We start from the raw sequence: 14,019 nt of genomic DNA, 5'->3' as shown, positions 1-14,019 counted from the left end.
ACTTTCCCCAAGTGACGGCGCGTATCCACGGCGTGAACGCCGTGGTATTGCGCCTGTTCAGGGTATAAACGGCCGACAGCGCATCGCTGGTGACCTCCTCCAAAGCCGCAGTCGCCGGGGGCTGTGCGCCGGCTGCCTGAGGCGCTTCGCGGCTCGCTGCCGGTCGCTCGTAAGTGAATAGTTCTGGATCGGTGGCGAACACTTCCGAAGCCCCGGCCGGCGAGGCGGGCCTTTTGAATCCCCACCCCGCACAGCACAGCGACCGCACCTCACGCCTCCCCGGCCTCGTTGTCGGTCCTCTGCGCTGCTCCGGACCGGCGACTCCCCCGCGCCGCTCCGGACCGGCGACTCCCCCGCGCTCGGTTCGCGCTCGGGGGCGCTCACCGGAGCGCGCTATCGCAGACGTATTTATAAATAGCCCTCCGCTCGCTCAGCGGACCGCGTCGATCCCTAGCACCGAGACCGAGACCCCGCCGATCAGCATCGGCATCCAGTAGACGGCGCCGCGGAAGACGAGCACGGCGGCGGTGACGGTCGACGCGGCGACCCCCGTAGTGGGGACGAGCAACCCGACGAACGCCGCCTCGATCCCGCCGAGCCCGCCGGGCAGCGGCGTGGCGCCCGCGACGTACGCGAGCGGGACCGCGAACAGCGCGACCTCCGGCGGGATCGGGCTCCCGACGGCGGCGAACGCGACCGCGAGCGCGGCCGCCTGGAGCGTCCACCCGGCCAGCGAGAGCCCGACCGCGGCCGCGAGGCGCCGGGGGCTCGTCCCGACGCGCTCGATGTCCTCGAAGAAGCTCCGCAGGCGCGCCGCGAGCGTCTCCTCGACGGCGGCGGCGTCGAACCGATTCAGTCGGCCGAGGAGCCCGCCGACGGCGGCCGGGAGTCGCTCGGCGATCGCCCGGCGGTAGCGCCAGCCGAGCGCGATCGCGGTCGAAATCGACGCGATCAGCGCGACGGCGACCGCGACGGCGACCCCCAGGCGCTCGCCGACGGCCGCGGTGGCGGCGTAGGCGCCGACCCCGAGGAAGACCAGGGAGATCGAGGGGACGACGTTGAGCACGTCGACGCTGGCGATGCCGACGAGCCCCGTCTCGTAGCGCGACCCGGACACCTTCGCGATGAGGGCCGCGGCGACCGGTTCGCCGCCGGCCTGTCCGAAGGGGGTGACGTTGTTCGCGAAGACGGCGCCCGCGTACGCGAGGAAGGACGTGGTCACCGGGAGGTGGACGTCCACCGCGCCGAGGACCGTCCTGAGCATGAGGCTCCACGCGAGCAGCCAGCAGAACCCGAGCCCGAACGTCGCCGCGACCAGCCCGCGGTCGGCCGCGAACACCGTGTCGACCACCTGGTCCGCGCCGACGGCCACGAACAGCACCGCAAGGATCCCGACCGCCGCGACCCCTCCGATTACCAGCCCCCGGCGACGCGTCCCGTCCATACGGACCCTGCGTCGGTACCGAACTTGAAACGTCTGATCGCCGCGGTCGCTGGCCCGTTGCCTCGGTCCGACCAACCGCGGGGAGAGGGCGTCGGCCGAGCATCAACAGGAATACAACGGTCGGCGGGGTACGGTACCGCAACCTATGGACGACCAGCGGTTCCTCGAGTCCGAGTGGGATTACTGCCTGGTCCTCGACGCGTGTCGCTACGACGTGTTCGAGGACGTGTACGACGAGTACCTCGACGGCGACCTCGAGAAGCGCTGGAGCGTCGGCTCGTCGACTCCGGAGTGGGCCTACCGGACGTTCACCGGCGACCACGACATCGCCTACTTCTCCGGCAATCCCTTCATCAACGACCTCGGTATTCCACTGAACGAGCTGAAGTGGGGCGCGAGCTGCGACTACGAGTGGACCGCCTCCGACCACATCAGCGACATCCACGACGTCTGGAAGACCGGTTGGGACGACGACCTCGGCACGGTCCCGCCCGAGAGCCTCGCGGAGGCGTACCGGAACAACTCGGAGGCGATCGAGAGCGCCGACCGCACGGTGCTCCACTACATGCAGCCGCACGCCCCGTACCTCTCGCGCGGGAAGGGCCAGAAGCTCAAGCAGATCCAGAAGGGGATCAAACGCCAAGACGAGGAGTCCGACGAGGACGACGCGGCCGACGGCGGGGACGACGGCGGCCTCCTCTCCTCGCTCAGCGACACGGTCCGACCCAAGATCGAGAGCCGGTTGGACGACAGCGAGTTCGCGCAGAAGGCGGGGCTGTGGCTGGAGCTCGACCCGGCAGACCTCGTGAAAGACGGCACGCGCGTCACCGCGCTCCGCCTCTACGAGGAGAACCTCCGGATCGCCCTCGAGTCGGTCGCGGAGCTCGTCGAGGAGCTCGACGGGACCGTCGTCGTCACCGCCGACCACGGCGAGGCGTTCGGCGAGGAGGGCGTGTGGGAACACCACATCGAGACGCACATCCCGCCGCTGATGGAGGTCCCGTGGCTGGAAGTCGAGTGAGCGTCGACGCGGCTCGGGGCGTCCCCCCGACCGCCCGCTCCGGCGTGGCTCGGGGCACTCTCGCGGCCTCTCGCGCAGACACGTCCGCGTCCGCGCTCCCGAGATGAGGGTCAGCCACTACTTGGAGTTCGAGGAGCGCGTGACCGGCGGCATCAAGGAGTCGGTCGTCCACCAGCGGAAGATGCTTGACCGCGAGGGGATCGAATACACCACCGGGCCGACACTCGACGCCGACGTACTCCACTGCAACCTGATGGGGCCGCGCTCGGTGTGGTACGCGAAGCGGGCGCGCGACCGCGGGGTGCCGGTGGTCGCGCACACCCACGTCACCGCCGAGGACTTCGGCGACAGCTTCCGGTTCACCAACGCGCTCGCGAAGCCACTCAGGCCCTACCTCGGCCGCGCGTACGGGCTCGCCGACGCGCTCGTCTGCCCCTCCGAGTACAACCGCGGCGTGATCGAGGGGTACGCCGACGCCCCGACGACCGTCATCTCGAACGGCGTCGACCGCGGGAAGCTGGCGGGCTTCGAGTCGCTGAAAGACGAGTACCGCGAGCGGTACGACCTCTCTCCGCCGACCGTCTTCCTCGTCGGCCACGTGATCAAGCGGAAGGGGTTAGAGACGTTCGTCGACCTCGCCCGCGAGCTGCCCGACGTCGACTTCGCGTGGTTCGGCCCGCTCGACCTCTCTTTAAAAGGCCGCGAGACGACGCGACTCGTCGAGGAGTCGCCCGACAACTGCACGTTCACCGGGTTCGTCGACGACGTCCGGGGGGCGTTCGCCGCGGGCGACGTGTTCCTGTTCCCGACCCACGAGGAGAACGAGGGGATCGCGCTGCTGGAGGCGATGACCGCCGGGAAGGCGGTCGTCGTCCGCGACATCGAGACGTTCTCCTGGCTCGACGACGGCGAAGACTGCCTCAAAGTCGACCCCGCCGACGCGGGCGAAGAGACCGCAGCGTTCGCGGACGCGATACGGCGACTGGGCGACCCCGCGCTCCGCGAGCGGCTCGGGTCGACCGCGGCCGCGCGCAGCGAGGCGTTCTCGCTCGACGCCCTCGCGGAGCGGTACCGGTCGCTGTACGACGGACTGATCTGAGGTCGCACCGGCCGCGATCGGGGCGTTTCGGTCACTCCGCGGCAGCCTTGTGTAAACCGCAGTTGGTATGACCCTGAGTCCTCTCCGTGCAGGTAACATGACACGCGTGAGCGTCATCGGCTGCGGGAACATGGGGGGCGCCCTGTTGCGCGGCCTCGCGAGAACCGACTCGTATCACCTGACGGCGATCGACCTCGACCCCGACGCGCTCGCCGCGGTCGCGGACGTCGCCGACGCGACGACCGAGGACGCCGCCGCGGCGAAAGAGGCCGACATCGTCGTCCTCGCCGTGAAGCCGGACATCGCCGAGCACGCGCTCGCGGACCTCGACCTGACGGCCGACCAGCAGCTCGTGACGCTGGCCGCGGGCCTCCCCCGCGAGTTCGTCGCCGAGCGCACGCCGGCTTCCGTCGTCCGGATCATGCCCAACCTCGCGGCCGAGACGGGCGACATGGCGGCGGCGGCGACCAACGAGGGGCTCACCGACGAGGTCCGCGCCATGCTCGACGACGCCGGCGAGTTCGTCGAGGTCGACGAGTCGCTGATGGACGTCTCGACCGCGGTCAACGGCAGCGGCCCGGCCTTCGCCTTCTACCTCATCGACGCGGTGAAGCGGGCCGGGATCGACGGCGGGCTCGACCCCGAGCAGGCCGAGACGCTCGCGGCACAGACGTTTAAAGGAGCGGCCGAGACCGTCCTCCGCGACGACCGGAGCGTGGACGAGCTCATCGACGCGGTCTGCTCGCCGAACGGGACGACGATCGAGGGGATGGAGGTCCTCTGGGACAGCGACGCCGACGAGGCGGTTGTCGACGCCGTCGCGGCGGCCGAAGAGCGCTCGCGGGAGCTGGCCGAGGCGTTCGATGACGAGTGACGGCGCCGCCGTCGGGGCCGTGGACTCGGGAGCCGTCGACCGCGCGCGGACCGCGGCCGCCGAGGCCGACCGCGTGGTCGTGAAGGCCGGCACCAACTCCCTGACCGACGGGGAGTCGCGGCTCGACCGCGTGAAGCTCGACAAGCTCGTCGCCGACGTGATGGACCTCCGCCGGCGCGGCAAGGAGGTCGTCCTCGTCTCCTCGGGCGCCGTCGGCGCCGGGATCGGCCGGCTCGGGAACGGCGACGGGGCGACCGCGGTCGACGTCGACATCGACCGCGGCAGCGACGTGATCGACGAGCGCCAGGCGCTGTCGACGGTCGGGCAGAGCCTCCTGATGCGCCACTACACGCAGAGCTTCGACCGCTACGACCAGCCGGTCGCGCAGATCCTCGTGACCGGCGCCGACCTCGACGCCCCCGAGCGGTTCGACAACTTCACCAACACCGTCGAGACGCTGCTGGAGTGGGGGGTCGTCCCGATCATCAACGAGAACGACGCGGTCGCGACCGACGAGCTGCGGATCGGCGACAACGATATGCTGTCGGCGTCGGCCGCGCTCGCGCTCGGCGTCGACCTGCTGGTCACGCTCACCGACGTCGACGGCGTCTACACCGGGAACCCGAAGCGCGACCCCGACGCAACGCTCATCGAGGCCGTGGGGACGAACTACGACGCCGTCCGCGAGCTCGTCGGCGACAGTACGACCTCCGACTTCGGCGGGATCCAGACGAAGGTAGAGGGCGCCCGCGACGCCGCCGAGAACGGGACCCCCGCCGTCATCGCCGGCTCGGCGACCCCGGACGTGTTGGACCGGATCGCAGACGGTAAGCCGACGGGCACGCTATTCGTGCCGACAGGTGGTGAGACGAATGAGTGAGACGACAGCGGTCGAACGCGACACGGACGAACTGATCGAGGAATCGCAGCGGGCCGCCCTGCGGCTCGCCAACGCCGACGAGGCGACCCGGGACGACGCGCTCCGGTCGATCGCCGACGCGCTCCGCGCGAACGAGAGCGACATCCTCGAGGCGAACGCGCGGGACGTCGAGGCGGCCGAGGAGATGTTGGAGCGCGGCGAGTACACGCGGGCGCTCGTCGACCGCCTGAAGCTCGACGCCGCGAAGCTCGGCGACATCGCCGAGATGGTCGAGTCGGTCGCCGAGCAGGCGGACCCGCTGGGCCGGACGCTCGCGGCCCGCGAGCTCGACGACGACCTGGAGCTGTTCCGCGTCTCGGTGCCGATCGGCGTCGTCGCGACCGTCTTCGAGTCGCGGCCGGACGCGCTCGTCCAGATCGCGGCGCTCGCGCTGAAGTCCGGCAACGCCGTCATCCTCAAGGGCGGGAGCGAGGCGAGCGAGTCGAACCGCGTCCTCCACCGGGTGATCCGCGAGGCGACCGCGGACCTCCCCGACGGCTGGGCGGGGCTCGTCGAGGCCCACGAGGAGGTCGACCGCCTGCTCGAACGCGACGACGCCGTCGACCTCGTGATGCCCCGGGGCTCCTCGGAGTTCGTCTCCTACATCCAGGACAACACCCAGATTCCGGTACTGGGTCACACGGAGGGGATCTGTCACGTCTACGTCGACGACGAGGCCGACCCGGAGATGGCCGCCGACGTCGCCTTCGACGCGAAGGTCCAGTACCCGGCGGTGTGTAACGCGGTCGAGACGCTGCTCGTGAACGAGTCGGTCGCGCCCGACTTCCTCCCGGGCCTCGTCGACCGGTACGAGGACGCGGGGGTTGAGCTCCGCGGCGACGCGGCCACCCGCGAGGTCGTCGACGTCGGCGCGGCGACCGACGACGACTGGGACACCGAGTACGGCGACCTCGAACTGTCGATCAAACTCGTCGACGACGTGTACGAGGCGATCGAACACGTCAACGCGCACGGCTCGAAACACACCGAGTCCATCGTCACGGAGGACCGGTCGGCCGCGGACGCGTTCATGACGGGCATCGACGCCGCGAGCGTCTTCCACAACGCCTCGACGCGCTTCGCCGACGGCTACCGCTACGGGCTCGGCGCCGAGGTCGGCATCTCGACCGGGAAGGTCCACGCGCGCGGCCCGGTCGGGCTGGAGGGGCTCACCACCTACAAGTACTACCTCGAGGGCGACGGCCACCTCGTCGCGAGCTACAGCGGCGAGGACGCGCTCTCGTTCGCGCACCGAGAGCTCGACGCCGAGTGGGAGTCCGGCGGGAAGTAGGCGTCTCCGTTCGCTTTTTCGGGTTTGTCGTTCCGCGTTTTTTCCGTCCCGTCTGAGTTCGCTTTCGAGCGAGATTTCATATAGCGACATACAATTTAAAAGATCGGCTTCGGACAGAAATTTGTCGTTCCAGTAAGAACACTATTCTGCCTCACTCCGGAATCATTACCACGCGCGGCCCCGCAGCGACGGACATGGCCGACTCCGACTGGGGCGACTGGCTGCCGCGCGCGGTCGCGGACGCCGACCCCGACACCGTGGCGCTGTGGTACCTGGGTTGTAACGGCTTCGCGATCAAAGGGAGCGAGGGCACCGTCCTCTGGATCGATCCGTACGTGGGCACGGGCGACCCGCCCCGCACGGTCCGGATGGTCCCGGTCCCCTTCGACCCCGCCGACGTCGACGTCGCGGACGCGGTGCTCGCGACCCACGAGCACACCGACCACGTCCACGGGCCCTCGCAGGCGCCGATCCTCGCGAACACCGACGCCGACTTCGTCGCGCCCGATGACTCGCTCGCGGTCGCGCGCGAGGAGGAACGCTGGACCGAGGAGTGGGACGTCGACGAGGAGGCCTTCCTGGAGGTGACCGAGGGCGACGAGCTGCGGGTCGGCGAGTTCGCGGTACACGTCGTGGAAACGCACGACTCGGACGCCACGCACCCCGTCGGGTACGTGATCGAGCACGAGACCGGCACCGTGTTTCACGCCGGCGACAGCAAGCCCTCGGAGTCGTTCCCGGGGCTCGCCCAGGAGTTCGACGTCGACCTCGGGATCCTCGCGTTCGGCTCTGTGGGGGCGGTTCCGGACAAGGAGACCGGCGAACCGGTCCGCACCAAGTGGTACAGCGACGAGAACGAGATCGCGAAGGCCGCGAACGACCTCGGTCTCGACCGACTCGTCCCGACGCACTGGGACATGTGGAAGGGGCTGACCGCGGACCCGACCGCGCTGCACGAACACGTCCGGAGCTTCGAGCACCCGAACCGGCTGGAGGTCGTCGAGATCGGCGACCGGATCGAGTTATAACCCCTCCGGCCGAGCGGTTGAGCCCGGGCCTTCGCGCCTCGGTGGTTATCAACGCCGACACGCGGCCCGTGGAATTTAAACCCCTGCTCCGGGAGGTCTCGGTATGAGCGAACCGACGGCAGAAGCGACGGCGACCGTCGACGAGGACGGTATTCGCGTCGAGAAATCCTTTACCGACGACGCGTTCCCCGTGCCCGCGGTGACCTACGAGCTCTCCTCCTCCCGCGAGGACCCCGTGCGCGTGCGCATCGTCGACCGGATCCCGGAGTCGTTCCCGATGGACCGCATCGGGTTCCACCCGGAGTACGAGAGCGGGAACTGGACCGCGTATAAGGATCACCGTGTCGAGTTCGAGCGCGTGCTCGACCCGGGCAACGAGGTCGAGACGGTGTTCGGGATCCGAGACGACGACCCGGACCTGGACGGCTTCCTCGGCACGCCGGTGATCGAGCACGTCCCCGTTGGCGAGGAGATAGAGGACGTCCTCGGCACCGGCGACACCGACGCCGTCAGGGAGGTCCTCTCCGGCGATCGCGCTACCCTCCCGGGGATGGAGGACCCGATCGGCGGCGCTGACGACGCGGGAGCGTCCGCGACGGGACCGGACGAGGACCCGGAGAGTTATGTCGAGGGGATCGCAGAGGCGGAAGAAGATCCGGAGAGTTACGCCGAGGAAGAGGATCCGGAGGAAGAGTTAGAAACCCACGTTGAGGGCGTCGCCGAGGCGGAGGAGTCCGACGACGAGCCCGACGAGTCGGACGCTCCCGAGCCGCGCGCCGTCTCCGCGGACGGCACCCCCGCGGTCACGGCTCGCGACGACGGGTCCGCGGCGATAGCCGAGCCGGAAGCGCCGGTCGACGCGGACGAGAAGACCGGCGACGAGAGCGAGGCCGCGGAACCGGACGAGGACGCCGCCGAGCCCCGCGAGCCCGACGCGGACCCCGATCCCGACGCGTCCCCTGAGGGCGGCCTCGCGGCCGCGCTGGCGGCCGAGATCCGCGCCGGCGAGGTCGCGGAGGAGGACTTGGATACGCTCAGCGAGGAGCTCGACGTCGGGGTTCCGCGGAGCGTCGACGTCCGCATCGCTCGCCTCCAGTCGAGCGTCGCCGACATCGAGGCGTACGCCGACGCGCTCGCGGAGTTCATCGACGGCGAGGGGACGGCGCGAGAGATCCTCGACGAGCTCGACCGGAAGGTGGAGACCGTCGAGTCCGAGATGGACGCGCTCGACGACAGGGTCGACGCGGCCGACGCCGACCGAGAGGACCTGCGGGAGACGGTCTCCGGCGTCGACGACTCCGTCGACGAGGTCTCAGCTGAGGTCGACGCGGTGACGGAGCGCGTCGACGGCGTCGACGACAGGGTCGACGGCGTCGAGGCGACGGTTTCGACCGTCGAGGACGACGTCTCTCGGATCGACGGGGAGACGGCCGCGCTCGACGAGGCGCTCGACGACGTCGACGACGACATCGAGACGCTGTACGAGGAGGTCGACGACGCCGCCGCGTCCGCCGAGTCGACGGCGGAGCGTGTCGACGACGTGGAGGCCAGAATGGGGCGCTTCGACGAGGAGTTCGACGATCTGTGGGACGACCTCGCCGAGGTCGATACCCGCCTGACGGAGGTCGAGGACCGGCTCGGGGAAGACCTCGAGGACGTCGAGGCGGAGATCGACGATATCAACGATCACCTCGAAGAGCTCGAAGCGTTCCGGGAACGGCTCAACGAGGCGTTCGGGCCGTAACGGCGCCGTTTCGACCGGATTTCTCTTCGATTTGGGCGCGTCCGGACCGACCGGCGTTTCCGGCGGACCGAAAGCGCAACCCGTTTCAGCCGCGGCGACCGACAGCAGGTAATGACTGAACCGGTACCGGTCGCCGTCCCGCGGAAGGGCCGGCCCCTCGAAGCGGTCCTCGAACGGATCGCGGCCGTCGGACACGACGACCGGCTGGACCGGCTCGCGGACAGCGTGAGCAACACGCTCCGCTACGAGAAGGCGATCACGAAGGACCGCGTCGAGGCCGACGAGGGGCCCTACGAGCGGCTGTCCGAGTACTCTGCCCCAGACGCTCCCGCGGAGCCGGAGTTCACGCTCTTGCGCGATGACCGCGACGGGAAGCCCCGCCGGATCGTCTTCGACGCCGCGACCGTCGACCTCGGCGACGTGAGGCTGAAGCTCGTCGGGCGCGAGGAGCCGTTCCGCGCCCTCCGGACCCACGAGTTCGCGCTCGGGTTCGACTCCGCGGACCTCGTTTTGGAAGAGGTCGTCGGGATCCGCCCCGAGGGGCTCGGCGAGATCGCCGACGTCAACGAGCGGATCGACCCCGTCGACACCGACGTCCGCGTCGTCAACGGGCTCGGTGACACCGTCTACCACACGCTGATGGCACGGCCCGAGCAGCTCGAGCCGGGGACCGACCTCGACCGCGCGTTCCTCGGCGGCTACGAGGGGGCGCTTTGCATCTCTCCCCGGTACGAGCGACTGGTCACCGCGGTGCTGGGCACCGACGCGCTCGACGACGTCGACTTCGTCTATCCGGACCCCGACGAGGAAGAGGAAGCGGGCATCGCGCGGACCGGAGTCGGCGTCTACCTCACCGTCACCGGGTCGACGGCCCGGGAGCACGGTCTCGTCGTCGGCGAGCACCTCTTCCCGAGCGAGACTGTACTGATGCGGAACGTGGTCGAGAGCGACCCGAGAGTCGAGCGCGCGATAGCCGTTCTCGACGTCGACGACGCGGCCTCCGAGATCCGAGTCTGATCCCGGCAGTTTCTATAGCGACATAAAATATACTCGTCGCGGAGAGAACGCGCTCTCACAACGTACCGTGTCGAGAGGAGCCCTCGAACCGGACGAACTGTCGTGAGATCAGTTCGGATAACGGCGGACTCCCCGTCATCGAAGTCGGCCGAGACCGTCGTCGACCGCAATTGGATAGGTAAGCGGCGCCGATAACCGATCGAGCCGAGGACTCGTGTCAGTAAGGGCTGCGCTCCGAGTTAACGAAGCACCTCCGGACCTCCACGGACGGTACGTCGACTCGCTGCATTCCGATCGTTGGTACCCAACTTACGCCGCTGTAATATATCCGTATTTATATATCTCTATTACAGAAATATGGTACCAGAAAACAGGATACAATAGTATCTGGCGGGGAGATAGGGTGATGAAATTCAGTATAAGTGACATTATCCGGAATTGTGGGATAGATTGAAGTTGGCAGCCGATGAAGCAGAGTTCGAACGATGAGCGACGATCGCCGCTCGGTGAAGACGTACGTTCCCGCCGAACAGAAGGATCGGTGGCAGGGACACGCGGACGAGCTCGGGATGTCGCAGAGCGAGTTCGTTCGGACGATGGTACAGGCGGGACGACGGGGGTTCTCGATAGGCGGATCGGAGAAGGCCGCGGAACCCGATCCTTCCGGGTCTGACCCAGAGGGTAACGACCTCGAAACGCGGGTGGAAGCGGCACTCTCCGAGGAGCCGCTCTCGTGGGAGGAGCTCGTCGAGGCCGTGGTGGGCGACTTCGAGGATCAGCTGGAGGAGACGCTCGACGCGTTACAGGATCACAACCGAATCCGGTACAACGGACGAAAAGGCGGATACACCCTCGTCGATGAGTAGCGCCCGAGCGCCGGACGAGGTGGACGACCCGGTGAGCTACTTCGTCGAGGATCTCACGTACCACGGGAAGACCGAGCGCACCCGAGAGTCCTACGAGCGCGTCCTCCGCAGGTTCCAGGAGTTCCTCGGCGCGGAGATGACCCCCGCGTCGGCGACCCACCGCGACTGCATGTCGTTCGTGCACTCGCTGCGCGGCGACGTCGCCGACAGCACGGTGGCGACGTACGCGGCCTACCTCCACCGGTTTTACGGGTACATGACCGAAGTCGGCGTCTTCGAGGGGAACCCGATGACGCTCGTGATGGAGGAGATGGACGAGACGGTGGATAAGGATCCCGCCCGACGTGACATCTCGATCCCGGCGATGCGCGAGTTCGTCGCCGGCGTCTGCCACCCGCTCCACCGAGCCCTCGTGGTGACGCTGCTCAAGACCGGTATGCGGGTCGGCGAGTGTTGTAACCTGGATCTCCGAGACCTCGCCGTCGACGACGCCGAACTCCGGGACGCGTACCGCCTCGGAACCCGTGCTGTCCTCGAAGACCGACCGAATTCGCTGTACGTGACGCCCGACGCGGCGGTCGGAGAGGAGCTACACGGTGAGGTCAGGACGGCGTCGAACAAGCGCAAGCGGGGGACGGTGATCCCCGTCGACGACGAGCTGGCCCGGACGCTGAAGCGCTGGCTGGCGATCCGACCCGATAGCCCCTCGCCGTCGGAGCCGTTGTTCGTGGGCACGGCGGAGGGATGGGGCGAGCGGCTCGATCCGCAAGCCGTGCGACACGTCGTGGAGCGGTACGCCCGCGACGCCGGCTGGTACCGGACGGGCGGCGGCGCCGCCGAGAACGTCACGCCCCACTACTTCCGGCACTTCTTCACGACCCACCTGCGCGACAGGACCGGCGACCGGGGCGTGGTCAAATACCTGCGCGGCGACGTCGCCGACGACGTGATCGACACCTACACCCACAACTGGGGCGATCAGGTGCGAGAGACGTACGACGCGAACGTCTACAGGCTGTTGGAGTAGTTTCGGAGGCCGGCCCCTGAATTCTGTCGATCTGACACCAACAATAAGACGTCGCGATTCGAACGAGTAAACTCTATTTCGCTATAGAAAATTAACTGCCGTGGTAATTGGAGACTGATCATCTCAATGCATACGATGTAGATTGGGAGGTTTTGATTCGGAGAGTCTTAGATCACAAAAATTCGATACCCGTGATCTCGAACCGGGCTCCGCCAGTATCGGCTGTGGCCACCCTCACGTCCCAGCCATGCGCGTTGGCGATGGTACGCACGATAGAGAGCCCGTATCCCGAGCCCTCCTCACGGGTCGTGAACCCGTGGTCAAGCACCTCCCCTCGGATGTCTTCGGGGATCCCAGGCCCATCGTCTTCGATGTAGATCCCACCCGGGAGCGCCCCCACCCGGACGGTCACATCTGACTCGGTGTGGTCGACGGCGTTCCGAAAGATGTTTTCGAATAATTCACAGAGTCTGTCGCCGTCCGCACTCACTGGACGCGCCGTCTCGTAGTCCAGCGTTGCCCTATCCGCAGTACCGCCCGTCCCTTCCCACGCGATGGTGATCACGTCGCTGATGTCGGTCGGTTCCGGATCCGTGACGATGTTACCCTGCCGGGCCACCCGTATCAGGTCGTCAACCAACTGTTCCATCCGGTCGGTCGTCGCTTCGATCGATTCGATGTGCTCGGGATCGCCAGTCTCCTGATAGAGGTCGAGCCGGCCGTCGATCACGTTCAGCGGGTTCCGCAGATCATGGGCCAGGATGTCGGTGAACTCCTTGAGGCGGTCGTTCTGGTGCTCGAGCATTCGCTCGTGTTGTTTTTTTGCCGTCGTGTCCTGGCTAATGACTGTATATTCCTCGTTGTGTTCGAGTGGCGAGATCGTCATCGTGGCCCAGAAGACAGAGCCGTCTGCCCGCTGGTGCCACTGCTCGTCATCGATCGTGTCGTCCTCAGCCTCGGCAAGCATAGCAGCGACATCAGGGTGTGATTCGTCCTCGTCAATATCGATATCGAACTCGGCTGTCCCATCGTCGGCAAACAGCTCCCGCAGACTGTTGCCCAGCACCGATTCGGATTCATACCCGTACAGCGTCCGGGCTGGAGTAGGCCAAGCGGTGATCATACCGTCTGAGTCAAGCATGAAGATGGCGTGGGAGGAGACTCCTTCAATCAGGTGCTGATATAGGGCTTCCTCGTCCTGAGTACGCCTTCCACGGGTACCATCGGGAGGGTTAGACATCGTGGCCTCTCGTAGTCGATACCAACTGGGTGCTCGAAAGAGGGTGGAGCATCAGATATTCACCTGATCGGTGTAGATCCGGACCTCTTCCGGGGTCATGACCACTCGATGGTCCCAAATCTGCATACCCAAGTATAGCGGACGACCAGAAGACCACTGGAGGGTCTCAAAGACATCGGGATTAATCCAATTTGCCAGCGTGGTGGGACGCTCGTAGACATCCACTCCCGCAGCGAGAAACGCATCTACGACTGCCTCACCTATCTCCTCCTCACTGCCGATCGACTTGCGGACAAGGAGGCTGAATTCTTCCTTGTCTAACGGCGGTAAGGCAATCATAACAGAGTGTAGGTAATCCATGCATGTCAAGATAAATCATTTTCACATCTAACAAATTTTTGATTAATTGGATAAAGCCGCCGTTAATCAATACTGCTGACCGCTGGGGT

The 14,019-nt window shown here is 67.1% G+C and carries 14 protein-coding genes; 10 read left to right on the top strand and 4 right to left on the bottom strand.

Annotated elements, in window-relative coordinates:
* On the bottom strand, positions 1-202 hold a 202-nt coding region (locus tag N5096_RS06975; protein WP_267663595.1), incomplete at its 3' end, for a hypothetical protein.
* Between the two features lie 228 nt (positions 203-430).
* The gene (locus tag N5096_RS06970; protein WP_267663594.1) at positions 431-1,444 is read right to left on the bottom strand and encodes a lysylphosphatidylglycerol synthase transmembrane domain-containing protein; all 1,014 of its coding nucleotides are present in this window, start codon (positions 1,442-1,444) and stop codon (positions 431-433) included.
* 145 nt (positions 1,445-1,589) lie between these two features.
* On the opposite strand from N5096_RS06970, the gene N5096_RS06965 reads away from it, so the two are divergent.
* The 10 genes from N5096_RS06965 to N5096_RS06920 all read left to right on the top strand — a co-directional run bounded on the left by N5096_RS06965 (position 1,590) and on the right by N5096_RS06920 (position 12,330).
* Positions 1,590-2,465, top strand: coding sequence for a hypothetical protein (locus N5096_RS06965; protein WP_267663593.1), 876 nt, complete (start codon positions 1,590-1,592; stop codon positions 2,463-2,465).
* A gap of 103 nt (positions 2,466-2,568) precedes the next feature.
* Positions 2,569-3,564 (top strand): glycosyltransferase family 4 protein, encoded by a 996-nt coding sequence (locus tag N5096_RS06960; RefSeq protein WP_267663592.1) that lies wholly within the window; start codon positions 2,569-2,571, stop codon positions 3,562-3,564.
* Positions 3,565-3,661: 97 nt separating this feature from the next.
* Positions 3,662-4,438, top strand: coding sequence for a pyrroline-5-carboxylate reductase (gene proC, locus N5096_RS06955; RefSeq protein WP_267663591.1), 777 nt, complete (start codon positions 3,662-3,664; stop codon positions 4,436-4,438).
* On the top strand, positions 4,428-5,318 hold the full coding sequence (gene proB, locus N5096_RS06950; RefSeq protein ID WP_267663590.1) for a glutamate 5-kinase: 891 nt from the start codon (positions 4,428-4,430) through the stop codon (positions 5,316-5,318). The genes proC and proB overlap by 11 nt, the downstream gene beginning before the upstream one ends.
* Complete coding sequence (locus tag N5096_RS06945) at positions 5,311-6,648, top strand: glutamate-5-semialdehyde dehydrogenase (RefSeq protein ID WP_267663589.1); 1,338 nt, start codon at positions 5,311-5,313, stop codon at positions 6,646-6,648. Before proB ends, N5096_RS06945 begins: the two co-directional genes overlap by 8 nt.
* A 194-nt stretch (positions 6,649-6,842) precedes the next feature.
* Positions 6,843-7,676 carry an MBL fold metallo-hydrolase gene (locus N5096_RS06940; protein WP_267663588.1) on the top strand — a complete coding sequence of 278 codons (834 nt, stop codon included), beginning with the start codon at positions 6,843-6,845 and terminating at the stop codon, positions 7,674-7,676.
* Positions 7,677-7,779: 103 nt separating this feature from the next.
* The gene (locus N5096_RS06935; RefSeq protein ID WP_267663587.1) at positions 7,780-9,420 is read left to right on the top strand and encodes a hypothetical protein; all 1,641 of its coding nucleotides are present in this window, start codon (positions 7,780-7,782) and stop codon (positions 9,418-9,420) included.
* Between the two features lie 111 nt (positions 9,421-9,531).
* Positions 9,532-10,437 carry a phosphoribosyltransferase HisG-related protein gene (locus N5096_RS06930; protein WP_267663586.1) on the top strand — a complete coding sequence of 302 codons (906 nt, stop codon included), beginning with the start codon at positions 9,532-9,534 and terminating at the stop codon, positions 10,435-10,437.
* Positions 10,438-10,922: 485 nt separating this feature from the next.
* A complete protein-coding gene (locus N5096_RS06925; RefSeq protein WP_267663585.1) occupies positions 10,923-11,303 on the top strand; it encodes a DUF5805 domain-containing protein in 381 nt (126 codons plus the stop codon).
* Positions 11,296-12,330: a tyrosine-type recombinase/integrase gene (locus tag N5096_RS06920; protein ID WP_267663584.1), complete on the top strand. Its 1,035-nt coding sequence runs from the start codon at positions 11,296-11,298 to the stop codon at positions 12,328-12,330. Before N5096_RS06925 ends, N5096_RS06920 begins: the two co-directional genes overlap by 8 nt.
* Positions 12,331-12,502: 172 nt before the next feature.
* Here N5096_RS06920 and N5096_RS06915 read toward each other — a convergent pair whose 3' ends face one another.
* The gene (locus tag N5096_RS06915) at positions 12,503-13,570 is read right to left on the bottom strand and encodes a two-component system sensor histidine kinase NtrB (RefSeq protein WP_267663582.1); all 1,068 of its coding nucleotides are present in this window, start codon (positions 13,568-13,570) and stop codon (positions 12,503-12,505) included.
* A 51-nt stretch (positions 13,571-13,621) separates the two neighbouring features.
* Entirely contained in the window at positions 13,622-13,930 is a 309-nt protein-coding gene (locus N5096_RS06910) for a hypothetical protein (RefSeq protein ID WP_267663581.1), read from the bottom strand.
* Positions 13,931-14,019: the final 89 nt, after the last annotated feature.

This window comes from Halorubrum yunnanense, from assembly GCF_026586675.1.
In the GTDB taxonomy this organism is placed as follows: domain Archaea; phylum Halobacteriota; class Halobacteria; order Halobacteriales; family Haloferacaceae; genus Halorubrum; species Halorubrum yunnanense.
This window is presented reverse-complemented; position numbering and strand designations above follow the sequence as displayed.